Source organism: Nonomuraea insulae (assembly GCF_042656245.1).
In genome coordinates this window covers 36,910-60,331 of sequence record NZ_JBHSPA010000116.1, presented here as the reverse complement: position 1 = coordinate 60,331, position 23,422 = coordinate 36,910, and the positions used below count along the sequence as shown (strand labels likewise).

Here is a 23,422-nt window from a genome sequence, read left to right as displayed (position 1 = left end):
TGGCGCCCCTGCGAACAAACAAACTGTAGTCGCAGGGTCGGCCGGTCCGGCCAATGGGGGGCTTGCGCCGTACATGGACACGCGCGGGTGGAATGGGAATCGATCGCCCGCTCCACTCGGTTAGGGTCCCGTGTAGGCGCGGGCCGCGCAACCTGCGACCGGCCGCTGCACGCGGCCCGCCGTGGGCGGGACAGCCAACAATGACAACTAGATTCCGGAGATCGAGCACTTGAGCACCGAACTCGTGCCAACCCTTGAATGGACCGACCTGGACAAGCAGGCGGTCGATGTCGTTCGGGCCCTGGCGATGGACGCAGTGGAGAAGGCGGGCTCGGGTCACCCCGGCACCGCCATGAGCCTGGCCCCCGCCGCATACCTGCTGTTCCAGCGTGTGATGCGCCACGACCCGACCGATCCCGGCTGGATCGGGCGCGACCGGTTCGTGTTGTCCTGTGGCCACAGCAGCCTGACGCTCTACATCCAGCTCTACCTGTCGGGCTACGGACTGACGCTCGACGACCTGAGGCGCCTGCGCCAGTGGGACAGCCTGACGCCCGGCCACCCCGAGCACGGCCACACCGCCGGCGTGGAGACCACGACAGGGCCGCTGGGCCAGGGCCTGGGCAACGCGGTCGGCATGGCGATGGCGGCCCGCCGCGAGCGCGGCCTGTTCGACCCCGACGCCGAGCAGGGCGCCTCGCCGTTCGACCACAACATCTGGTGCTTCGTCAGCGACGGCGACATCGAGGAGGGCATCAGCCACGAGGCCAGCTCCCTCGCCGGCCACCAGAAGCTGGGCAACCTCATCGTCATCTGGGACGACAACCACATCTCCATCGAGCACGACACGCTGATCGCCAAGTCCGAGGACGTGGTCAAGCGTTACGAGGCCTACGGCTTCCACACCGAGAGCGTCGACTGGACCGTCACCGGCGACTACGTCGAGGACGTCCAGGCCCTCTACGCCGCCCTGGAGGCGGCCAAGTCGGAGACCGACCGGCCGTCGTTCATCCGGCTGCGCACGATCATCGGCTGGCCCGCGCCCAACAAGCAGAACACCGGCGACGTCCACGGCTCCGCCCTGGGCGAGGCCGAGGTCGCCGCCACCAAGGAAGTGCTGGGCATGGACCCGGCTAAGACCTTCGACGTGCCGGCCGAGGTGCTGGCGCACGCCCGCGGCATCGCCCAGCGCGGCCGCGCCGACCACGCCGAGTGGGAGAAGTCCTACGCCGACTGGCGCCTGGCCAACCCCGAGCGCGCCGCCGAGCTCGACCGCATCTCCCACCGCGAGCTGCCGGCCGGGTGGGCCACCGCGCTGCCGTCGTTCGAGACGGGCAAGTCGGTCGCCACCCGCAAGGCCTCCGGCGAGGTGCTCAACGCGCTGGCGCCGGTGCTGCCCGAGCTGTGGGGCGGCTCGGCCGACCTGGCCGGGTCCAACAACACCACGATGAAGGGCGAGCCGTCCTTCATCCCCGAGGAGTTCCAGACCAAGGACTTCCCCGGCAACCGCTACGGCCGCACGCTGCACTTCGGCATCCGCGAGCACGCCATGGGCGCGATTCTCAACGGCATCGCCCTGCACGGCGGCACCCGCCCCTACGGCGGCACGTTCCTGGTCTTCTCCGACTACATGCGGCCCTCGGTGCGCCTGGCCGCGCTGATGAAGCTGCCGGTCACCTACGTGTGGACGCACGACTCCATCGGCCTGGGCGAGGACGGCCCGACCCACCAGCCGATCGAGCACCTGTGGGCGCTGCGCGCGATCCCCGGCCTCGACGTGGTGCGCCCGGCCGACGCCAACGAGACCGCCTACGCGTGGAAGACCGTGCTGGAGCACACCGACCGGCCCGCCGCCCTGGCGCTGACCCGGCAGAACCTGCCGGTCTTCGAGGGCACCAGCGCCGACGGCGTGGCCCACGGCGGCTACGTGCTGCGCGAGGCGTCCGACGGGCAGCCGAAGGTCATCCTCATCGCCACCGGCAGCGAGGTGGAGATCGCGGTGAACGGCCGCGATCTGCTCGAAGCTCAGGGCATCCCCACACGGGTGGTCTCGATGCCGTGTGTCGAGTGGTTCAAGGGGCAGGATTCCGCATACAGGCAGACGGTTCTGCCCTCCTCGATCCGGGCTCGTGTCGCGGTCGAGGCGGGCATCGCGCTCGGCTGGCACGAATACGTCGGCGAGTGCGGCGAAGTGGTCAGCCTCGAACACTTCGGTGCCTCTGCGCCGTACAGGACTTTGTACGAGCAGTTCGGGCTGACGGCGGACCGCGTGGCTGCGGCGGCCAAGGCGAGCCTGGCCAAGCTGGGTCAGGACAAGGGCGAGACGACGGGAAACTGAAGAAGCGATGAGCGAGATCCTCAACAAGCTGTCCGGCCAGGGTGTTGCCATCTGGCTCGACGACATCAGCCGTGAGCGCCTGCGCAGCGGCAACCTCGAACAGCTGATCCGCGACAAGAACGTCGTCGGGGTGACCTCCAACCCGACGATCTTCGCCAACGCGCTCAGCAAGGGCGACGCCTACAACGCCCAGCTCCACGACCTGGCCGTACGCGGCGTCGAGGTGGGCGAGGCGGTCCGTGCCATCACCGCCTACGACATCCGCTGGGCCGCCGACGTGCTGCGCCCGGTCTACGACGCCAGCGGCGGCGTGGACGGCCGCGTGTCGCTGGAGGTGGACCCGCGCCTGGCCCGCGAGAGCGAGAAGACGATCGCCGAGGCGCGTGCGCTGTGGTGGATGGTGGACCGGCCCAACCTGTTCATCAAGATCCCGGCCACGGTCGAGGGCCTGCCCGCGATCACGCAGGCGATCTCCGAGGGCATCAGCGTCAACGTCACGCTGATCTTCTCCCTTGAGCGCTACCGCGCGGTCATGGACGCCTGGCTCGCCGGTCTCGAAGCCGCGCAGGCCAAGGGCCTCAACCTGGCCACGATCGAGTCGGTGGCCTCCTTCTTCGTCAGCCGCGTGGACACCGAGATCGACAAGCGGCTCGACAAGCTGGGCAAGCCGGAGCTCAAGGGCAAGGCGGGCGTGGCCAACGCGCGCCTGGCGTACGCGGCGTTCGAGGACGTGGTGAACTCCGAGCGCTGGCAGCGCCTGCGCGCGGCGGGCGCCAGGCCGCAGCGGCCGCTGTGGGCCTCGACCGGCGTCAAGAACCCCGAATACTCCGACACCCTCTACGTCGACCAGCTCGTCGCGCCCGGCACCGTCAACACGATGCCGGAGAAGACGCTCGACGCCACGGCCGACCACGCCAACATCACCGGCGACACCGTCCGCCCGTTCTACGAGCAGGCCTGGAACACCATGGCCGCGCTCAAGGACGCCGGCGTCGACTACGACGACGTGGTGAAGGTGCTGGAGGACGAGGGCGTGGAGAAGTTCGAGGCGTCCTGGAACGAGTTGCTCGAGAGCGTCACGAAGAACCTGGTTCCGTGATGGAGGTCTCCTACCGCGAGGAGGGGGTGGCCTCGGCCGCCTCCTCCGTCGCGGGGCGCCTCGTCGCCGACGGCGTGCCCTCGCGGCTCGCCGGCGGCGACCCCACGTTGTGGGGTGAGGACGCCGAGGCGGAGGCGGCGGTCAGGCTCGGCTGGCTGACCCTGCCCCGCTCCTCCCGCGAGCTCCTGCCCACTCTGGGCGGGCTCGCCGGGAGGGCCCGCGCCGAGGGCCTGACGAATGTGGTCCTGGCCGGGATGGGCGGTTCGTCGCTGGCGGCGCAGGTCATCTGCGACACCGCCGACGTGCCGCTCACCGTGCTCGACACGACCGACCCCGGGCAGGTCCGCCGGGCCCTGACGGACCAGCTCGAGGCCACGGTCGTGGTGGTGGCCAGCAAGAGCGGCTCGACCCTGGAGACCGGCTGCCTGCTGCGGATCTACGAGCGGCTCTTCGCCGACGCGGGTCTCCCGCCCCGCATCGTGGTGGTCACCGACCCGGGCTCCCGGCTGGAGCGCCTGGCGGTGGAGTCCGGCTACGACCTCGTGCTCGCCTCCCCCGACGTGGGCGGCCGCTACTCGGCGCTGTCGGCGTTCGGGCTGGTGCCCGCCGCGCTGGCGGGGGCCGATGTGGAGCGGCTGCTCGACGACGCGGAAGAGGTGCTGCCGCTGCTGTCGCGCGACACCGGCAACCCCGGGCTCGACCTGGGGGCCGCGCTCGGCGGCGCGGCGCTGGCCGGGCGCGACAAGCTGGTGCTCGAAGACCAGCTCACGGCCATCAACGGGCTGCCCGACTGGATCGAGCAGCTCGTGGCCGAGTCCACCGGCAAGCGGGGCAGGGGCATCCTGCCGGTCGTGAACGCCTACCCCAACGGGACGGGCGACGAGCTGGTCGTGGCGATCGAGTCCGACGGCGGCGACGTGCGCGTGGACGGGCCGCTGGGCGCGCAGTTCCTGGTCTGGGAGTACGCCACCGCGATCGCCGCGCTGCTCCTCGACGTCGACCCCTTCGACCAGCCCAACGTGGCCGAGTCGAAGGAGAGCACGACGGCCCTGCTGGACCTGCCCGACCTGCCGACCGGCGCGCCCGCGTTCGTGGACGGCCCGGTCGAGGTGTACGGGTCGGCGACGGCCAAGGACCTGCCGGGGCTGTTCGTCGAGTTGCTGCGCGCGATCCCCGACGACGGCTACCTGGCGGTCATGGCCTACCTGGACCGGCTGGCGGCCTTCGACGCGCCGATGCCCGAAGGGGCCGACTTCGAGCAGATGACCGACGCCTGGATGATGGCCGACCCGGCGACGTTGCGGGCGCTGCTGGCGCTGCGCACCGACCGGCCGGTGACGTTCGGCTGGGGGCCGCGGTTCCTGCACTCGACCGGCCAGTACCACAAGGGCGGGCCCCAGAACGGGGTGTTCCTGCAGATCACCGGGGTGGTGGGCGAGGACGTCGCCGTGCCCGGGAGTTCCTATACGTTGGGCCGGCTCCAGCTCGCCCAGGCGCTCGGCGACCTGGCGGCGCTGGAGACCCGCGGGCGTCCGGCCGTACGCCTGCATTTGACCGACCGCGCGGCTGGAGTCGCGCGTTTGCTCGCAGCCGCACAGGAGGCTTGAGATGACAGAACCGGCAGCACCCGCGGAGGAAGCCGTCACCGTGGCGGCGGCCGTCGCGGGCACAGCCACCACCTTGGAGGTCGCGGCCGCCAACCCGTTGCGTGATCCGCGTGACAAGCGGCTGCCCCGGGTGGCGGGACCGTGTGTGATGGTGTTGTTCGGCGTGACGGGTGACCTGGCCAAGCGCAAGCTGTTGCCGGCGATTTACGACCTGGGGAACCGTGGGCTGCTACCGCCCGGATTCTCGCTGGTCGGGTTCGCCCGGCGCGATTGGAAGGACCAGGATTTCGCCCAGTTGACGCACGACGCCGTCAAGGCGCATGCCAGGACGCCCTTCCGCGAGGAGGTCTGGAAGCAGCTCCGCGAGGGCATCCATTTCGTGCCTGGCGAGTTCTCCGACGACGGGGCGTTCGACGCGCTGGCCATGGCCTTGGCTGAGATCGACGAGACCCGGGGCACGGGCGGAAACTACGCTTTCTACCTGTCCGTGCCGCCGAAGTTCTTCCCCGCCGTGGTGGAGCAGCTCAAGCGGACGGGATTGTCCGAGGCTCCCGACGGCTCCTGGCGGCGGGTGGTCATCGAGAAGCCGTTCGGGCACGACCTGCGGTCGGCCCACGAGCTGAACGAGATCACCACCTCGGCCTTCCCGGAGAGCTCGATCTTCAGGATCGACCACTACCTGGGCAAGGAGACCGTCCAGAACATCATGGCGCTGAGGTTCGCCAACAACCTCTACGAGCCCATCTGGAACCGCAGCTTCGTCGACCACGTGCAGATCACGATGGCCGAGGACATCGGCATCGGGGGGCGCGCGGGCTACTACGACGGCATCGGCGCGGCCCGCGACGTGATCCAGAACCACCTGCTCCAGCTGCTCGCGCTGGTCGCGATGGAGGACCCGACCTCCTTCGACGCCTCCGCGCTGCGGCGGGAGAAGGAGAAGGTGCTCAAGGCCGTGCGGCTGCCGGCCAACCTGGGGCTCAACACCGCGCGCGGGCAATACTCGGCGGGCTGGCAGGGCGGCGAGAAGGTCGTCGGCTACCTGCAGGAGGACGGCATCTCGCAGGAGTCCACTACCGAGACCTACGCCGCCGTCAAGCTGGAGATCGCCAACCGGCGCTGGGCCGGGGTGCCGTTCTACCTGCGCACCGGCAAGCGCCTGGGCCGGCGCGTGACCGAGGTGGCGGTGGTGTTCCAGCGGGCGCCGCACCTGCCCTTCAGCAAGGACGACACGGAGATCCTGGGCCAGAACGCCCTGGTGGTGCGGGTCCAGCCGGACGAGGGCATCACGGTGCGGTTCGGCTCGAAGGTGCCGGGGACGGCGATGGAGGTGCGCGACGTCTCCATGGACTTCGCCTACGGGGAGTCGTTCCTGGAGTCGTCGCCGGAGGCGTACGAGCGGCTGCTGCTCGACGTCATGATCGGTGATCCGCCGCTCTTCCCGCACCAGCGGGAGGTGGAGCTGTCGTGGAAGATCCTCGACCCGATCGAGGAGTTCTGGGCCACGCAGGGCCAGCCGGAGGGCTACGAGTCCGGTTCGTGGGGGCCGGAGTCGGCCGACGCCATGATGGCCCGCGACGGCCGCGTGTGGAGGAGGCTCTAGATGACGACGTTCATGCTGACCGACACGACGGCCGGGAAGATCTCCGCCCAGTTCACGCACCTGCGCCACCAGATGGGCGCGCCCGCCATCGGCATGGTGCTGACGCTGGTGGTGGTGTGCGAGGAGCGCCACCAGTACGACGCGCTGCGCGCGGCCACCGAGGCGGCCCGCGAGCACCCCTCGCGCATCATCGTGGTGATCAACCGTGAGCCCGACGAGGCCATCAGGCTCGACGCGGAGCTGCGGATCGGCGAGAACACGCCCGGCGAGGTCGTGATACTGCGCCTGTACGGCGAGCTCACCCAGCACGCCGACTCCGTGGTCAGCCCGCTGCTGCTGCCCGACACGCCCGTGGTGGCCTGGTGGCCGGGCGCGGCCCCCGACGTGCCGTCCAAGGACGCGATCGGGGCGCTGGCGCAGCGGCGCATCACCGACGCCAAGGGCTTCGACGACGGCGGCGTGAAGTCGCTGGTGACCCGGGCCAAGGGCTACGCCCGCGGTGACACGGACCTGGCCTGGGCCCGGCTGACGCCGTGGCGCAGCCTGCTGGCCGCCGCGTTCGACCAGCCCGTGGGCAAGGTGCGCAAGGGCGTCGTGGAGGCCTCCGCCGCGAATCCGAGCGCGCCGCTGCTGGCCGCCTGGTTGTCGGAGCGGCTCGGGGCGTCGATCAAGGTCGCGGAGTCGCAGGGCCCCGGCCTGACCGCGGTACGCCTGCAGCTCGACGACGGCGAGCTCAAGGTGGCCAGGACCGACGCCCGGCTGGCCACGCTCTCCCGCCCCGGCCAGCCCGACAGGAACGTGGCCCTGGCCAGACGGCAGACCTCGGAGCTGATGTCCGAGGAGCTGCGCAGGCTCGACACCGACGAGATCTACGAGACCGCGGTCAAGCGGTTCGCCAGGACGTACAAGGGATGACCGTGAGCGTTCCCAACATCGTCGTGCACCGTGACGCCGACGTCCTGGCCAAGGCCGTGGCGGCGCGGATCATCACCCGGGTGGTCGACGCGCAGTCGGCCAAGGGGTCGGCGTCGATCGTGCTGACGGGCGGCACGGTCGGCACCGCCACGCTGGCGGCCATCGCCGCCACCCCCGCCAGGGACGCCGTGGACTGGCGGCGCCTGGACATCTGGTGGGGCGACGAGCGGTTCGTCCCCGCCGGCGACAAGGAACGCAACGAGACCGGCGCCCGCGAGGCGCTGCTGGACCACGTGGACGTGGACCCGGAGCGGGTGCACGTCATGCGCGGTCCAGACTCGGGCATGACGGCCGAGGAGTCGGCCGACGCCTACGCCGCCGAGCTGCGCAGGTCCGCCAGGCCTGAGGACCACGGGCCGGTGCCGAGCTTCGATGTGATGTTGCTCGGCATGGGCCCCGACGCCCATGTGGCCTCGCTGTTCCCCGGTATGCCCGCGCTCTACGACACCCGCCCGGTGGTGGCGGTGCACGGCTCGCCGAAGCCGCCGCCGACGCGCATCACGCTGACGCTGCCCGCCATCCAGTCCTCGCGCGAGGTGTGGGTGGTGGCGGCCGGGGAGGAGAAGTCCGGCGCGGTACGTCTCGCGCTGTCCGACTCCGGCCCCGTGCAGGTGCCGGCGGCCGGGGCCAGGGGGCGGGGACGGACGTTGTTCCTGCTGGACCGGGCGGCGGCGAGCAAGATCCCGCCGCAGCTGGGACGCATGGCCTCTCCGTGAACGGGGCCGGCCTCAGCCGGTCCCGACCAGCGCGTCGATCTCCGCTTCCAGCTCCCGCTTGCGCTCCTCCCCCAGGTAGGAGGCGCGCACCCCGTTCCGCGCCAGCAGGGCCAGTTTCTCCTTCCCGAACCCGAACACCCGCGACGCCACCCGGTACTCCTCGGCCAGCGTGGTGGCGAACATGGGCGGGTCGTCGCTGTTCAGGGTCACGTACAGGCCCTCCTCCAGCATCCTGGGCAGCGGGTGGTCCTCGATGCGGCCGATCTGCCCCGTGCACAGGTTGGAGGTCGGGCACACGTCCAGCGGGAGCTGGGTCTCGCGCAGGTGGGCCACCAGGCGGGGATCCGACAGGCAGTTGATGCCGTGGCCGATGCGCTCGGCGCCGTAGCCCTCGATGACCTCCCAGATCGTCTCGGGGCCGCTCATCTCCCCGCCGTGGGGGACGCTGTGCAGGCCGGCGGCCCGGGCGGCCGAGAACGCGGAACGGTACACGTCCCGGAACTTCGCACGCTCCTGTTCGATTCCGCCGATGCCGAAACCTACCAGCGCGGCGGGAGGTTCCCGCAGGGCGTGTTCCAGGGTCACCTTGGCGGCCTCCTCGCCGAACTCGCCGGGGATGTCGAAGATGTAGGCCATCTCCACCCCGTGGTCGGTCAGCGAGCGCCTGGCGGCCAGGTCCAGGGCCTCGGTGACCTCGCGCATGGGCATGCCGACCACGTGGTGGGCGTACGGGGTGACCTGCAGCTCCACGTACCGGGCGCCCTGGGGGGCGAGGTCGCGGGCCAGGCCGAGCACCAGGGTCGCCACGTCCTCGGGCTCGCGGACCAGCGCGTTGACGGCCTGGTAGACCCGGGCGAAGTGCGGGAAGTCGGTGAAGGTGTAGAAGCGCCGCAGCTCCTGCTCCGTGACGGGGACCTGGCTGCCGGGGTGGCGGCGCGACAGTTCCAGCACGGTCGGGACCGAGGCCGAGCCCACGAGGTGGACGTGCAGCTCGACCTTGGGCAGTGCGTCGATGAAGGCGTCGATGGTCATGCGGAGACGATAAGGGCGACATTTCGTGAAAGAACAGGCTTTAGGCCGTAATTTCACATCAGAATGTTAAGTTCGGCGGCTGGGTTAGGCTGGGCCGCGTGACCAACGCCGAAGCGTACGATCGCGGCTTCGCCCACCTCACCTCCCACACCGTCGGCCCCCTCCTCGCCTCGGCGGGCAGAAACCGCGCGCCGCGCCTGCTGGACGTGGGCTGCGGCACCGGGGTGGTGACGGCCGCGGCGCTGGCCTTGGGCGCCGAGGTCACGGCCGTGGACGCCGATCCCGGCATGCTGGAGCTGATCGCCCGGCGGCATCCGTACGCGACCATCCGGCTGGCCGCGCTCCCCGAGCTGCCGTTCGAGGACGAGCAGTTCGACGTGATAGCGGGAAATTTCGTCATCAATCACGTGCCTGACACGCCTGAGGCGCTCAGCGAGCTGCACCGCGTGCTGCGCCCCGGCGGCACGATCGCCCTGACCTGGTGGAAGGCGGATGAGATGACCGCCACCAACGTCTTCGCCGAGGCCATCGCCGCCGCCCAGGTCCCCTACGATCCCCCGGTCCGGCCCTTCGCCTCCCACGACACGCCCCAGCGCTTCACCGCCCTGATGGCGGGGGCCGGGTTCAGGGAGGCGAGCGTGGAGAGCGTCAGGTGGCGACACCAGGCGGATCTCGCGGCGTGGTGGACGCACGTGGTGCGGGCGGGCGGGCCCCGGTTCGGGGTGATCGGCTGTCAGCCGCCCGAGGTCGTCGAGCGCATCAGGGGCCACTACCTGCGGCTGGCGGCGCCGTACGAGCGAGAGGGGTTTCCCGTCTGCGCCCACCTGGCCACGGCGACCAGGTGAGCCTCAGGACGCCCAGGCGCTGACCACCGGCATGAGCACGCCGTCCACCGACTCCTGCACGAACGCCTCGTCGAACGGCGGCCCCAGGAAGATCATGCGGTGCCACACCAGCGCCTCGGCCAGCCCGAACAACCGCCCGGGATCGACGGACCGGGCGAGCTCGCCGCGCTTGACGGCCCGATCGAGCAGCGCGCCCACGTCGCCGTGGTTCTTGGCCGGCATGTGGGCCCGCAGCGTGCGCGCCAGCTCCTGGTTGGACACCAGCGTCGAGGACAGCCCGATGACGACCGTGTGCTTGCGCTCCACCGCCTCGCACAACCCGCGGAAGGTCGAGCACAGGTCGCCGCGCAGCGACCCGGTGTCCTCCCCCGGCGGCGCGTCCATGTCGAAGCGCCGGCAGATGACGTCCACCACCAGCTCGGGCTTGCCCGCCCAGCGCCGGTAGATGGTGGCCTTGCTGGCCCTGGCCCGCTTGGCGATCTGGTCGACCGTCATGCGGTCGTAGCCGACCTCGGACAACAACTCCATCGTGGCGTCGAGAATGGCCCTGTCACGCCCAGGGTCGAGTGGAGCCACGTGCACGTCCTTCAGCGGTTGGCGAACTCCTCGAATCGTACGCCCGTCAGCTCCGTGGACACCTCCCACAGGCGCGCGGCCAGCTCCTCCGACCGGGCCCGCTCCGAGGGCTGGAGCAACTTGAGCTTCGGACCGAAGAACTCACCACCGCGCACGTCGGGCGAGGTGGCGGCGTAGAGCGAGGGCACGGCGCCCGCCTCGGGCGACTGGAAGATCAGGCCCATGAGCGGCTGGAGCGGCCCCAGCTTGACGATCCTGGTGGCCGTGGCCCCTGGGTGGGTGGCCACGCTCGTCAGGTCCACGCCCGCCTTCGCGGCCCGCCGCTGCAACTCCCCGGTGAACAGCAGGTTGGCGAGCTTGGAGCGCGCATAGCCGGAGACGCGGCCGTAGCGGCGTTCCATGCCCAGGTCGTCGAAGTCGATCCTGCCCGCTGCGTGCGCGTCGCTGGACACGGTCACGACGCGGGCCCCGGGACTGGCGGCCAGCCGCGGCAGCAGCAGCCCGGTGAGCGCGAAGTGGCCCAGGTGGTTGGTGCCGAACTGCATCTCGAAGCCGTCCCTGGTCTCCCGTCTGGGGAGCATGGCGACGCCGGCGTTGTTGATCAGCAGGTCCACCTTCCGCACGGTCCCGGCGAAGCGCCTGACCGAGGCCAGGTCCGCCAGGTCGAGCCTCCCGTACTCGGCCCGCGCGTCCGGCACGGCCCGCAGGATCCGCGCGACCGCCTCCTCGCCCTTGCCCTGGTCGCGTGCCGCGACGACGACGTGCGCGCCGTGCCGGGCCAGCTCCAGCGCGGTGGGCAGGCCGATGCCGCTGTTGGCGCCGGTCACGACCGCCGTCTTGCCGGTCAGGTCGGGAATGGAGGCGGGGGTCCACTTCGTCATCGCCACTCCTCAGCAGGTGTACGAAACCGTTTCGTACACCTTAGCCTAGCCGCTGCCGCGCGTGCCGCTCCTCCCGCTGCGTGACCTCCAGCCGCTGCCGGGCTTCGCCGAGCTTCTTGCGCGCCTTGGCCAGCTTCTTCTCCAGCAGCCCCACCTTCTCCGCGCGCTCGTCGTGCTCCTTGCGCGCCGTCTCCAGCTCCGCCTGCCACTCCCGGTGCGCCGCCTCGGCCTCCTCGCGTTCCTTGGCCTTCCTGGCCTCGGCTTCCTCGCGCCTCCTGGCCTCGGCCTCCTCGTCCTCGGGAGTCGTCTTCCTCTTGGCGGGCGGCCGCCCGCGCGCGATGGGCGCGGGCGCGAAACCGCTGTACTGAAGTGGCTTGACCAGATGGCCGCGGCGCACCTCCGCGGCGGCCTCGGCGTCCACGACGGCGGCGTCCAGCGTCTGGTCCACCTCGGTCCCGGCCGCGGGAGACAGGCCGGCCGCCTGCCTGGCGAGCCTGCCCACCTTTCCCGCGATCTCGCCGCGGCGCTGGGTCAGCCCGGCCAGCTCGCCGGCGTCCTGCTCCTGCCAGGCCGCGCGCAGCCGCTCCCCCACCTCGAGGAGCTCGGCCAGCTCGCCTGGATGCTCGCGGGCGAGCCGGTTCACCGCCCAGGCGGAGACCGTGGGCCTGCGTAGTTTCGCGATGTCGCGCGCAAGGGGCACGTCGCCCGCGTCCTTGGCCGCTGCGGCCTCCGCCGCACGTGCGGCGGTGAACTCGGACGGCGGCAGCGCGTAGAGGCGATCCGCCACCTCGTCAAGATCCACACAGGACAAATACCCCACTCGCCCGAGTTTCTAGCGCATAGTGGAGACAGCCCCAGCCGAACGGAGGCCTCCCGGTGTTCGAACGCTTCACCGACCGTGCGCGCAGGGTCGTCGTCCTCGCTCAGGAGGAGGCGCGGATGATGAGCCACAACTACATCGGCACGGAACACATATTGCTGGGCCTCATCCACGAGGGTGAGGGCCTGGCCTCACTGGTGCTCGACAGCTGCGGCGTGGAGCTCGGCCACGTACGCGCGTTCGTCGAGCGAGAGGTGGGCCGCGGCGCCAAGTCGCCCGGCGGGCACATCCCGTTCACGCCGCGGGCCAAGAAGGTCCTGGAGCTGTCGCTGCGCGAGGCTCTGCAACTCCGGCACAACTACATCGGCACCGAGCACATCCTGCTCGGCCTGATCAGGGAGGGCGAGGGGCTGGCCGCCCAGGCGCTCGTGGACGCGGGCACGGACCTGGCCGACGTACGCCAGCGCGTGCTCGACCGGGTGGGCCGCGGCTCCAAGGAACGCCCCACCGAGATGTTCTTCGCCGGCGGCTCCGTGCTGAGCGAGCGGCTCACGCAGATCCAGGAGAGCCTGGAGCGCATCGAACGCCACCTGGGCATCCAGCGCGAGGAGCCGCCCGCGGACACGATGGGCGACGACGAGGCCGGCCTAGGCTGAGGCCATCGTCCCGACCGGCAGCCGCGCCTCGACCACACCGGGGTCCTCGGTGTAGGCCAGCGTGGCGCCCAGGGAGATCAGCAGCCTGCGCATCCGGGCGTTGTCGGACAACATGGTGGCCCTGACCTCGGCGTACCCGAGGTCGCGGGCCGCCCGCACCAGAATCCTGGCCATCGCCGTGCCCAGACCGCGCCCCTGCCAGCGGTCCTCGACCAGGAAGGCCATCTCCGCGATGCCGGGGTCGGGGGTGAACAGCAGGTTCGCCATCCCGACGACCTGGCCGTCGTACCCCGCGACCAGCGAGTATCCCCTGCTCCTGTCGCAGAGCTTGTCGAACATGCGCGGCGGCAGCGCGGGCATCGAGGTGAAGTAGCGGAACCTGCGCGACTCCGGCGAGCACCTGTCGTGCAGGTCGCGCACGGCCTCGCGGTAGATCGAGGTGAGCGGCCGCACGGCGACCTCGGCGCCGTCGGCGAGCTTGACCCCGCGCTCGGCGGCGCTCTGCTCGGTGGCGGGCTGGGCGAGCCTGGCGAACGAGGCCGCCCTGGCCGCCTCGGTCAGCGTGAACGCCAGCTCGGTGCGGCGCAGCCGGACCGCGCGCCTGGGCGCGACCGGCACGATGAGCAGGGTCGGGTCGGGAAGATCACTCACGGATTCACCGTAGATCCAGCGGGCGTCGTCCGCGCGCAGCAGCTCGGCCAGCAGCTCCGGCAGCCGCCACGGCATCGAGCGCAGCCGGGAGGCCAGCAGCAGCGCCCTGGTGGGCTCGTCGGTCAGCTCGTGGGCGGTGGCGGGCACCACCTGGACGCGGCGGCCGCCGGCCGCCTCGAGAGCCTCGCGCACCGTCTCCGGATGGGCCGGGATGTCGGCGACGAACTCGTCGACGGTGCCGTCGGCGTCGGACTGTACGCTCAGGCCGAGGATGTTGCCACCCCTGGCTGCCAGGGCCGCGGCCAGCGAGGCCAGACGGCCGGGTCGCTCGTCCACCGTGGTGCGGATGCGCAAGAATCCCATGCACACCAGCATGCCCGGCTGCTGTTACACGCCCGCTAACGACGTGTTTACATTGCGTAGACCGACTTATCCCGATATAGGAGGATATGTCGCTATGAGTGCCTCTTTGTCGCCTGCGTTTGTGAACGGCGATGTCTCCTTCTGGTACCGGGCCGCCGGCCTGCCGACCCCCGGTCCCCGGCTCGGCGGCGACCTCCAGGCCGATGTGGCCGTCGTCGGCGCGGGTTACACGGGCCTGTGGACCGCGTACTACCTCAAACGGGCCCGCCCGTCCCTCCAGGTGGTCGTACTGGAGCAGGAGTTCGCCGGATTCGGCGCTTCTGGGCGCAACGGCGGCTGGCTGACCGGCGACCTGGCCGGCTCGCACGAACGCTACGGCGAGGACGCGCGGCGGCTCCAGCGCGCCATGTACGCCTCGATCGACGAGGTCATCGCGGTCTGCGAGAAGGAGTCCATCGACTGCGACCTGGTCAAGGGCGGCGTCATGAACGTGGCCCGCACCCCCGCCCAGGCCGGCCGGCTGCGCGAGACTGTGGCTGTGGCCCGCTCCTGGGGCATCGAGGAGCCCGATCTCCACCTGGTGGACCCAGCGGACCACGTACGCGTCTCCGGGGCTCTGACGGCCTCCTGGAGCCCCCACTGCGCCCGCATCCAGCCCGCCAAACTGGCCCAGGGGCTGGCCAGGGCCGTACGCGACCTCGGCGTCCCCATCTACGAGCGCACCCCGGTGACCGAGATCACTCCGCACCGGGCGCTCACCCCGTACGGGACGGTGTCGGCCGGCCACGTGATCCGCGCGACCGAGGGCTTCACGGCCCGCCTGCGCGGCTCGCGCAGGCAGTGGCTGCCGATGAACAGCTCCATGATCGTCACCGAGCCGCTCCCCGCGTCGTTCTGGGACGAGGTCGGCTGGCGCGGCGCGGAACTGCTGGGGGACATGGCCCACTACTACATGTACGCCCAGCGCACCGCCGACGACCGCATCGCCTTCGGCGGACGAGGCCGCCCCTACCTGTACGGCTCACGCGTCGACGCCCGCGGCCACACGCACGAGTGGACCGTCGACGCCCTGTGGCGGCTGCTGACCGACTTCTTCCCCGCCGCCCGCTCCTCCTCGGTCGCGCACGCCTGGTCGGGCGTGCTGGGGGTGCCGCGCGACTGGTGCTCGACCGTGCACGTTGACCCGGCCACGGGCCTGGGCTGGGCGGGCGGCTACACGGGCCACGGCGTGACCACGACGAACCTGGCCGGCCGCACGCTGCGGGACCTGATCCTCGGCGAGGAGAGCGAGCTGACCTCGCTGCCGTGGGTGGGCCGCCGGGTGCGCCCGTGGGAGCCCGAGCCGCTGCGCTGGCTGGGGGTGCACACGATGTACCGCCTCTACCGGCTGGCCGACCACCGTGAGCGCACGATGCCGCGCACCTCGGCCCTGGCCCGCTTCGCCGATCTCATCACTGGTCACTGACACAATGAGCCGATGAACATGCTCTTCCGAGGCGGTCGTGTCTTCACCCCGAGGGGCGTCACGGCCGAGGCCGTGCTGGTGCGGGACGGCGTGATCGCCGCCGTGGGATCGGAGAGGGACCTGGCGCGGCAGGTCCACGAGACGGTCGATCTGAACGGCGCTCTGCTGGTGCCCGGTTTCACGGACGCGCATATGCATCCGGTTCAGGCGGGCCTCGAACGAGCAAAGTGCGATTTGTCCGAGGATTTTGGGCTTGAGACGTACATAGAAAAGATCGCGGACTATGCCGCAAAGAATCTTGATAAAGAGTGGATTGATGGCGGCGGCTGGGACATGTCGGCATTTCCCGGTGGCCTTCCGCACCGCGAGCAGATCGACTTCCTCGACCGTCCCGCCTATCTGATCCAGCGCGACCACCACGCCGCCTGGGTCAACACGCGCGCCCTCGAACGCGCCGGCATCACCCGCGGCACCCCCGACCCCGCCGACGGCCGCATCGAGCGCGACGCGGACGGCGCTCCGACCGGGGTCCTGCACGAGGGCGCGATGGACCTCGTCGGCCTGCTCACCCCCCGCCCGACCGCCCAGGACCTCCAGGACGCGCTGGCGGACGCGCAGCGATACCTGTTCTCGCTGGGCGTCACGGGCTGGCAGGACGCCATCGTGGGCTCCTACGCGGGCTCCGGCGACCAGTTGCCCACCTACGTGGCGGCGGCCCGCTCCGGGCTGCTGCGGGCGCGCGTGGTGGGCGCGCTGTGGTGGGACAGGACGCGGGGGCTGGAGCAGATCGAGGACCTGATCGCCCGCCGGGCCTCGGCCGAGGGGCTCGACCGGTTCAGCGCCACCTCGATCAAGATCATGCAGGATGGCATCACGGAGAACTTCACCGCCGCGACGCTGGAGCCCTACTGCCTGTGCGGGGGCACGGGGTTGTCGTACGTGGATCCGTACAAGCTGCGCGAATACGTCGGCGAGCTGGATCGGCACGGCTTCCAGGTGCACTTCCACGCCATCGGCGAACGGGCGGTGCGCGAGGCCCTGGACGCCTTCGAGGGCACCGATCCGGCCAACCGGCACCACATCGCCCACCTGCAGATCATCGAGCCGTCCGACGTGCCGCGCTTCGCCGCCCTGGGCGTCACGGCCAACCTGCAGCCGCTGTGGGCCACGCACCACGCGCAGATGGACGAGCTGACGCTGCCGTTCCTGGGCGAGCCGCGCTCGTCGTGGCAATATCCCTTCGCCGACCTGCTGGCGCACGGCGCCCGCTGCTGCGCGGGCAGCGACTGGCCGGTCTCGAGCGCCGACCCGCTGCAGGGCATGCACGTGGCGGTCAACCGTACGGAACCGGGCGGTTCCGTGCACGCGGGCTACCCGACCGCGCAGACCCCGTTCCTGCCCGGCCAGCGCATCGACCTGGCGACCGCCATGACCGCGTACACCGCCGGCTCGGCCTGGATCAACCGCTCCCCTGCCGGGCTCATCGAGCCGGGCCGCCCAGCCGACCTGGTGGTGCTGGACCGCGACCCGTTCGCGCTCCCGCCCGGCGAGATCTGGACGACGGGGGTGCGGATGACGTTCGTGGACGGCGAGCCGGTCCACGAACGGCCCTGAGCACGCCGAAGGGGCCCGGGGGAACTCCCCGGGCCCCTTCGGCTTCGCGCGAGCTACCAGGGGGACTTGTTGTTGCGCAGGCGCTCCAGTGCCTCCTCGAGGATCGCCTTGCCGTCCTTGTCGCTCCTGCGCTCCTTCACGTAAGCCAGGTGCGTCTTGTACGGCTCGTTCTTCGGCGGGGCAGGCGGGGCCTCCTCGTCCTGTCCGGCCGGGAGGCCGCAACGTGGGCAGTCCCACATCTCCGGGACCGCCGCGTCGCTGGCGAAGCTGGGGCGCGTCTCGTGCATGTTGGCGCACCAGAACGCTACCCGCACTCTCGGAGCCGCCTCGCCACGCTCGGCCTCCCCCATCGGGCCGGCGCCGACTCGGCTGCCACGGATCGCGTTGCCACTACCCACGGATGAACTCCTCGCTCGATCGCCCCGCGTACAGACACGGGGGGAGAATCACTGTCACGCGTTAACTTGTGTGCTCAGGGCCTCATGAGCAGGCCGAGAGCGATGATGCAGACGAACCAGACCGTGCCCGTGATGACGGTCAGCCGGTCGAGGTTGCGCTCCACCACCGAGGAACCACCGAAGTTCGACGAGAAACCGCCGCCGAACATGTCAGACAGGCCACCACCCTTGCCCTTGTGGAGCAGGACGAGCAGGATCATGAGACAGCTCGCCAGGATGAGGGCGATGGAGATTCCGATTTCCACGGTATGCCTGTTCCTTCAGTGCTCTGATACGCGTGACGATTCAAACTTGCCTCTTGAGGGTACGGCCTGATGTCAAGTCGCACCCCCAGAACGGCTCAGTTGCCGGGCATATCGGAGAATCGGCAGATCTTCGCAAACTCCGCGGCGTCGATGCTGGCACCACCCACGAGCGCACCGTCGACATCCGGCTGAGCCATGATCCCTGCCACGTTCCCCGACTTGACCGAGCCTCCGTAAAGGATACGGATCCCGGCGGCCACTTCGGAGTCGTAGAGCTCAGCGAGTCTGACTCGCAACGCTCCACAGACCTCCTGGGCGTCCTCCGGGGTGGCCACCTCGCCGGTGCCGATCGCCCACACCGGCTCGTAGGCCACCACTATCGATTTTGCCTGCTCGGCGGTGACTTTGCGCAGGGCTCCGTCGAGTTGGCCGAAACAGTGCGCGATGTGGCCCCCCTCTTGACGCACCAGCAACCCCTCTCCCACGCACAGGATGGGGGTCAGCGAGTGCCGGTAGGCGGCCTGCACCTTGGCGTTGACCAGGTCGTCGTCCTCGCCGTGGTATTGGCGGCGCTCGGAGTGGCCGATCGTCACGTAGGTGCAGCCCAGCTTGGCCAGCATGGCGCCCGACACCTCGCCGGTGTAGGCGCCGCCGTCGTGCTGGGACAGGTCCTGGGCGCCGTAGACGATCCTGAGCTTGTCGCCGTGGACCAGGGTCTGGACGCTGCGCAGGTCGGTGAACGGGGGCAGGACGGCGACCTCGACCTTGTCGAAGTCTTTGTCGTTGAGTGCGAAGGCCAGCTTCTGGACCAGCGAGATGGCCTCGAAGTGGTTGAGGTTCATCTTCCAGTTGCCGGCGATGAGCGGCTTCCGCTGCGTCAACTCAGTCCTCCAGGGCCGCGAGTCCGGGGAGGGTCTTGCCCTCAAGGTATTCGAGGCTGGCCCCGCCACCGGTGGAAATGTGGGAGAAACCGTCCTCGGGCAGCTTCAGCCCGCGTACGGCCGCCGCCGAGTCGCCGCCGCCCACCACGGTGAGTGCGCCCTCGCGGGTCCTGGCGATCAGCGCCTCGGCCACCGCCCTGGTGCCACCGGAGAACGCGTCGAACTCGAACACGCCCATCGGCCCGTTCCAGAACACCGTCCTGGCGTCGGCCAGCTTGGTGGCGAACAGCTCACGCGTCTTCGGCCCGATGTCGAGCCCCTCCCGGTCGGCCGGGATGGCCGTGGCCTCGACCACGGCGTGCTCGGCGTCGGCGGCGAAGGTGACCGCCGCCAGCACGTCGACGGGCAGCACCAGCTCGACGCCCCGCCGCCCGGCCTCGTCGAGGAAGCCGCGCACCTGGTCGAGCTGGTCCTCCTGGAGCAGCGACTTGCCGACCTCGTGGCCCTGGGCCTTGAGGAAGGTGTAGGCCATGCCGCCGCCGATCAGCAGCCGATCGACCTTGGTCAGCAGGCTGGCGATGACCCCGAGCTTGTCGGAGACCTTGGCGCCGCCCAGCACCACCACGTAGGGCCGCTCGGTGTTCTCGGTCAGCCTGCGCAGCACCTCGACCTCGGCCTCGACCAGCCCGCCCGCCGCGTGCGGCAGCAGCTTGGGCACGTCGTAGACGCTGGCGTGCTTGCGGTGCACCGCGCCGAAGCCGTCGCCGACGTAGAGCTCGGCCAGCCCGGCCAGCTTCGCCGCGAACGCGCCGCGCTCGGCGTCGTCCTTGGACTCCTCGCCCGGCTCGTAACGCAGGTTCTCCAGCAGGGCCACCTGGCCGTCCTGGAGCGATTCGACCGTGCTCACGGCGCTCTCGCCGACCACGTCGGTGGCGAAGGCCACGTCCTGGCCGAGCAGCTCGCCGAGCCGCGCGGCCACGGGCCCGAGCGAGTATTTCGGGTCGACCTGGCCCTTCGGCCTGCCCAGGTGGGCGCAGACGACGACCTTCGCGCCCCGGCCGACCAGGGTCTTGATGGTCGGCACCGACGCCCGGATGCGGCCGTCGTCGCTGATCGCCCCCCCGTCGAGGGGGACGTTGAGGTCGGCGCGCACGAGCACGCGCCGCCCCTTCACGTCGAGATCATCGAGCGTGCGCATGCTCATGCTCCCTGTTCCTGCGGGTCTCAGAGCCCGCGGCCGACCAGCTCGATCAGGTCGGCGATGCGGTTGGAGTAGCCCCACTCGTTGTCGTACCAGCCGACGACCTTGACCTGGTTGCCGATGACCTTGGTGAGACCGGAGTCGAAGACGCACGAGGACGGGTCGGTCACGATGTCGGAGGAGACGATCTCGTCCTCGGTGTAGCTGAGGATGCCCTTGAGCGGGCCCTCGGCGGCGGCCTTGACCGCGGCGTTGACCTCCTCGACGGTCACGTCACGGCTGACGTCGACGGTCAGGTCGGTGGCCGAGCCGGTGGGGATCGGCACCCGCATGGCGAAGCCGTCGAGCTTGCCCTTGAGCTCGGGCAGGACCAGGCCGATGGCCTTGGCGGCGCCGGTGGAGGTGGGCACCACGTTGAGGGCGGCGGCGCGGGCGCGGCGCAGGTCCTTGTGCGGGCCGTCCTGCAGGTTCTGGTCCTGCGTGTAGGCGTGGATGGTGGTCATCAGACCCTTCTCGATCGTGAAGGTGTCGTGAAGGACCTTGGCCATCGGCGCCAGGCAGTTGGTGGTGCAGGAGGCGTTGGAGATGATCGTGTGCCTGGCCGGGTCGTAGTCGCCGTCGTTGACGCCCATGACGACGGTGAAGTCCTCGTTCTTCGCCGGGGCGGAGATGATGACCTTCTTCGCGCCGTTGTCGGCGTGCACCCTGGCCTTGTTGGCGTCGGTGAACAGGCCCGTGGACTCCAGCACGACGTCGACGCCGAGGTCGCCCCAGGGCAGCTTGCCCGGGTCGCGCTCCGCGAACACCTTGATCGCCTTGCCGTCGACGGCGATCTCGTCGCTCGAAGCCTTCACCTCGTAGGGCAGGCGGCCGAGGATGCTGTCGTACTTCAGCAGGTGAGCGAGCGTCGCGTTGTCGGTCAGGTCGTTGACCGCGACGATCTCGATGTCCTTGCCGCTGGCGGCGACAGCGCGCCAGAAGTTGCGACCGATGCGGCCGAAGCCGTTGACGCCTACGCGGATGCTCACGGGAACCGATCTCCTCGAACAGATGGCGGGCTGGAACCTCAACCACGAACCTTATCGGACCTAAATTGGTTTAGACCACTGCAGGTACCGCCCTCCGAATCGGCGTTCTGGCGACACGTTTTGCGAGGTTCGAGTAAAGTGCCCGACTCGTCGGAGTAAATTCGTGCATTCTCTGGGGGCTGAGATGTCACATAAGCGGTCCGGCCTGCTGTCCGGACTCATCGTAGGCCTGCTGGCCGCACTTATCTGCGCGGTGGGCCTGGGGGCGGCCGTCCTGTTCCAGCAGAGCCTGCCGGAGGCGGTCATGTCGTTCGGGGGCGGCCTGCCCATCTCGCTGGCGCTGTCGCTCCTCATCGCCGTCGTGGTCGCGTTCGCGATCGGCGCCGTACGCCCGGGCAGCCTCGTCCTGCTCCCGTTCGCGGCCCTGTTCGCGGGCGGCGCCGTGATGGCCGGCCAGGTCACCGGCTCCTCCATCATGCTGGGCGCCGACCACGACACCCCCGCCGACCTGGGGGACGTCAACCTGCCCACGTTCAACGCGGGCCTGCAGGACGCGCTGTCGCTGTACCGGGAGCCGCCGGCCGAGACGTGGGCGGCGTGGCTGTACATCGCCGTCGCCGCCCTGGCCGCCTTCGCCCTGCTCACCCTCCGGGTCGTACGCGTACGCAGGGCACAGCGCGCCGACTCCTCCGCCGAGGAGTCGCAGGAGCCGGAGTACCGGGCCCCGTTCGAGCCCGCGCAGCAGCCCACCCCGAAGCCCACGGCCGACATGTTCACCCCCCGCAACCCGGCCAAGGACTGACCCCGGCGCCACCCTCCCCACGGCACAACCCCGCACGTGCCAACGCGCCACATCCGGCCCCGCACACGGCGGACACCCCCCACGTCCGAACCCCGCGCACATGGCGGTGCGCCACGTCCGGCCTCGCACACGGCGGACACCCCCACGTCCGACCCTGCGCACACCGGTGCGCCATGTCCGACGTGCACACGCTGACACGCCACGTTCGACGCGCACACGCCGGTGCGCCATGTCCGACGCACACGCCGACAGCCACGTGCGGTCTCAACCACACACCAGCGCGCCACTACACGGCACTGCGCGCGGTCGCCGGGCGGCACCGCACCGCTCACCGCCGCGACACGGTCGCGCAATAGCGCGCCACCCGCCACGGCGTCCCGCTACGGCGCCCCGTCGCGCGGCACGGTCGCGCGGCAGCGTGTCACCCGTCACGGCGCCACCCGGCACAGGGCCACCCGGCGCGACGCCACCCGGCACAGGGCCACCCCGCGACGCCACCCGTCGCAAGGGCCGTTCACCCCGCTGGGGACCCTCCACGAAGGCCGTTCACCCCCCACGGGGGCTCACGGGGCGAGCATGTCCACTGTGAGATTGGCCTCAGTGTTGGGAATCCCCATATCGCAGGCCCGCTTGTCGGCCATAGCCAGCAACCGCCGGATCCGCCCGGCGATCGCGTCCTTGGTCAGCGGCGGATCGGCGATCTGCCCCAGCTCCTCCAGTGAAGCCTGCTTGTGCTCCACCCGCAGCCGCCCGGCCACCACCAGATGCTCGGGAGCCTCGTCGCCGAGGATCTCCAGCGCCCGCTGCACCCGTGCCCCCGCCGCCACCGCGGCCCGCGCGGAACGCCGCAGGTTGGCGTCGTCGAAGTTGGCCAGCCGATTGGCGGTGGCACGTACCTCGCGGCGCATCCTGCGTTCCTCCCAGGCCAGGACGCTGTCGTGCGCCCCGAGCCGGGTGAGCAGCGCGCTGATCGCGTCACCGTCGCGCACCACGACCCGGTCCACGCCGCGCACCTCGCGCGCCTTGGCGTGGATCTTCAGCCGCCGCGCCGAGCCCACCAGCGCCAGCGCCGCCTCAGGCCCCGGGCAGGTGACCTCCAGCGACATCGACCGCCCTGGCTCGGTCAGCGAACCGTGCGCCAGGAAGGCGCCACGCCAGGCGGCCTCCGCGTCGCAGGCCGCCCCCGCCACCACCTGGCGGGGCAGACCGCGTACGGGACGGCCGTGGTTGTCGATGAGCCCCGTCTGGCGGGCCAGCGCCTCGCCGTCGCGGTAGACGCGTACGACGTAGCGCGAGCCCTTGCGCAGCCCGGCGGGCGCGAGCACGAGCACCTCCGCCTTGTGCCCGAACACCTCGCCGATGTCCTTGATCAACCGCCGCGCGGTGGCGTTGGTGTCGAGTTCGGCCTCGATCACGATTCTCCCGCCCACCAGGTGCAGGCCGCTGGCGAACCGCAGCAGCGTCGAAACCTCCGCCTTGCGGCAGCACGGCTTGAGCACCGGCAGGCGGCTCAGTTCGTCTTTCACCACACCTGTCATCGCCATGCGTTAGTCCTCTCCCCCATTC

21 protein-coding genes and 1 pseudogene are annotated in these 23,422 nt (G+C 70.7%); 11 read left to right on the top strand and 11 right to left on the bottom strand.

Translation table 11 applies throughout. The features are described 5' to 3' along the window. Positions 1-307: 307 nt before the first annotated feature. From tkt to pgl, 6 genes are read left to right on the top strand one after another with little or no spacing between them, the layout of a single operon-like run. Positions 308-2,338 (top strand): transketolase, encoded by a 2,031-nt coding sequence (gene tkt / locus ACFPZ3_RS64975; RefSeq protein ID WP_379524451.1) that lies wholly within the window; start codon positions 308-310, stop codon positions 2,336-2,338. A gap of 7 nt (positions 2,339-2,345) precedes the next feature. Continuing rightward, positions 2,346-3,437: a transaldolase gene (gene tal, locus ACFPZ3_RS64970; protein WP_379524374.1), complete on the top strand. Its 1,092-nt coding sequence runs from the start codon at positions 2,346-2,348 to the stop codon at positions 3,435-3,437. Next, positions 3,437-5,044: a glucose-6-phosphate isomerase gene (locus ACFPZ3_RS64965; protein WP_379524450.1), complete on the top strand. Its 1,608-nt coding sequence runs from the start codon at positions 3,437-3,439 to the stop codon at positions 5,042-5,044. Before tal ends, ACFPZ3_RS64965 begins: the two co-directional genes overlap by 1 nt. A 1-nt stretch (position 5,045) precedes the next feature. Further along, positions 5,046-6,647: a glucose-6-phosphate dehydrogenase gene (gene zwf / locus ACFPZ3_RS64960; RefSeq protein WP_379524373.1), complete on the top strand. Its 1,602-nt coding sequence runs from the start codon at positions 5,046-5,048 to the stop codon at positions 6,645-6,647. Beyond that, positions 6,648-7,562, top strand: coding sequence for a glucose-6-phosphate dehydrogenase assembly protein OpcA (locus tag ACFPZ3_RS64955; RefSeq protein WP_379524372.1), 915 nt, complete (start codon positions 6,648-6,650; stop codon positions 7,560-7,562). Positions 7,563-7,564: 2 nt separating this feature from the next. After that, positions 7,565-8,338 (top strand): 6-phosphogluconolactonase, encoded by a 774-nt coding sequence (pgl, locus tag ACFPZ3_RS64950; protein WP_379524371.1) that lies wholly within the window; start codon positions 7,565-7,567, stop codon positions 8,336-8,338. 12 nt (positions 8,339-8,350) lie between these two features. Here pgl and add read toward each other — a convergent pair whose 3' ends face one another. After that, positions 8,351-9,370 carry an adenosine deaminase gene (gene add, locus ACFPZ3_RS64945; protein ID WP_379524370.1) on the bottom strand — a complete coding sequence of 340 codons (1,020 nt, stop codon included), beginning with the start codon at positions 9,368-9,370 and terminating at the stop codon, positions 8,351-8,353. A 98-nt stretch (positions 9,371-9,468) separates the two neighbouring features. Between add and ACFPZ3_RS64940 the strand changes: the two genes are divergently transcribed. Next, on the top strand, positions 9,469-10,215 hold the full coding sequence (locus ACFPZ3_RS64940) for a class I SAM-dependent methyltransferase (protein WP_379524369.1): 747 nt from the start codon (positions 9,469-9,471) through the stop codon (positions 10,213-10,215). A gap of 3 nt (positions 10,216-10,218) precedes the next feature. On the opposite strand, the gene ACFPZ3_RS64935 is transcribed toward ACFPZ3_RS64940, so the two are convergent. From ACFPZ3_RS64935 to ACFPZ3_RS64925, 3 genes are read right to left on the bottom strand one after another with little or no spacing between them, the layout of a single operon-like run. Further along, complete coding sequence (locus ACFPZ3_RS64935; protein WP_379524368.1) at positions 10,219-10,791, bottom strand: TetR/AcrR family transcriptional regulator; 573 nt, start codon at positions 10,789-10,791, stop codon at positions 10,219-10,221. Between the two features lie 11 nt (positions 10,792-10,802). Beyond that, positions 10,803-11,672 carry an oxidoreductase gene (locus tag ACFPZ3_RS64930; protein WP_379524367.1) on the bottom strand — a complete coding sequence of 290 codons (870 nt, stop codon included), beginning with the start codon at positions 11,670-11,672 and terminating at the stop codon, positions 10,803-10,805. Positions 11,673-11,712: 40 nt separating this feature from the next. Continuing rightward, positions 11,713-12,474 (bottom strand): hypothetical protein, encoded by a 762-nt coding sequence (locus tag ACFPZ3_RS64925; RefSeq protein ID WP_379524366.1) that lies wholly within the window; start codon positions 12,472-12,474, stop codon positions 11,713-11,715. Positions 12,475-12,548: 74 nt separating this feature from the next. Here ACFPZ3_RS64925 and ACFPZ3_RS64920 point away from each other — a divergent pair. Then, positions 12,549-13,085 (top strand): annotated as a pseudogene (locus ACFPZ3_RS64920) (Clp protease N-terminal domain-containing protein); the annotation flags it as partial. A 54-nt stretch (positions 13,086-13,139) separates the two neighbouring features. Here the strand turns inward: ACFPZ3_RS64920 and ACFPZ3_RS64915 are convergent. Then, complete coding sequence (locus ACFPZ3_RS64915; protein ID WP_379524365.1) at positions 13,140-14,162, bottom strand: GNAT family N-acetyltransferase; 1,023 nt, start codon at positions 14,160-14,162, stop codon at positions 13,140-13,142. A gap of 94 nt (positions 14,163-14,256) precedes the next feature. Here ACFPZ3_RS64915 and ACFPZ3_RS64910 point away from each other — a divergent pair, with 94 nt between their 5' ends. Both ACFPZ3_RS64910 and ACFPZ3_RS64905 read left to right on the top strand, forming a co-directional pair. Further along, positions 14,257-15,627, top strand: coding sequence for an NAD(P)/FAD-dependent oxidoreductase (locus ACFPZ3_RS64910; protein ID WP_379524364.1), 1,371 nt, complete (start codon positions 14,257-14,259; stop codon positions 15,625-15,627). 12 nt (positions 15,628-15,639) lie between these two features. Then, positions 15,640-17,241 carry an amidohydrolase gene (locus ACFPZ3_RS64905; protein ID WP_379524363.1) on the top strand — a complete coding sequence of 534 codons (1,602 nt, stop codon included), beginning with the start codon at positions 15,640-15,642 and terminating at the stop codon, positions 17,239-17,241. Between the two features lie 53 nt (positions 17,242-17,294). On the opposite strand, the gene ACFPZ3_RS64900 is transcribed toward ACFPZ3_RS64905, so the two are convergent. The 5 genes from ACFPZ3_RS64900 to gap all read right to left on the bottom strand — a co-directional run bounded on the left by ACFPZ3_RS64900 (position 17,295) and on the right by gap (position 21,054). Next, positions 17,295-17,639, bottom strand: coding sequence for an RNA polymerase-binding protein RbpA (locus tag ACFPZ3_RS64900; protein WP_379524362.1), 345 nt, complete (start codon positions 17,637-17,639; stop codon positions 17,295-17,297). A 74-nt stretch (positions 17,640-17,713) separates the two neighbouring features. Then, entirely contained in the window at positions 17,714-17,944 is a 231-nt protein-coding gene (gene secG, locus ACFPZ3_RS64895) for a preprotein translocase subunit SecG (protein ID WP_379524361.1), read from the bottom strand. A gap of 95 nt (positions 17,945-18,039) precedes the next feature. Continuing rightward, positions 18,040-18,825, bottom strand: a complete 786-nt coding sequence (gene tpiA, locus ACFPZ3_RS64890; protein ID WP_379524360.1) for a triose-phosphate isomerase — start codon at positions 18,823-18,825, stop codon at positions 18,040-18,042. A 1-nt stretch (position 18,826) separates the two neighbouring features. Next, positions 18,827-20,023, bottom strand: a complete 1,197-nt coding sequence (locus ACFPZ3_RS64885) for a phosphoglycerate kinase (protein ID WP_379524359.1) — start codon at positions 20,021-20,023, stop codon at positions 18,827-18,829. Positions 20,024-20,049: 26 nt separating this feature from the next. Next, positions 20,050-21,054 carry a type I glyceraldehyde-3-phosphate dehydrogenase gene (gene gap, locus ACFPZ3_RS64880; RefSeq protein ID WP_379524358.1) on the bottom strand — a complete coding sequence of 335 codons (1,005 nt, stop codon included), beginning with the start codon at positions 21,052-21,054 and terminating at the stop codon, positions 20,050-20,052. Between the two features lie 184 nt (positions 21,055-21,238). Between gap and ACFPZ3_RS64875 the strand changes: the two genes are divergently transcribed. Continuing rightward, positions 21,239-21,856: a hypothetical protein gene (locus ACFPZ3_RS64875; protein WP_379524357.1), complete on the top strand. Its 618-nt coding sequence runs from the start codon at positions 21,239-21,241 to the stop codon at positions 21,854-21,856. 563 nt (positions 21,857-22,419) lie between these two features. Here the strand turns inward: ACFPZ3_RS64875 and whiA are convergent. Next, entirely contained in the window at positions 22,420-23,400 is a 981-nt protein-coding gene (gene whiA / locus ACFPZ3_RS64870) for a DNA-binding protein WhiA (RefSeq protein WP_379524356.1), read from the bottom strand. Positions 23,401-23,422 lie beyond the last annotated feature (22 nt).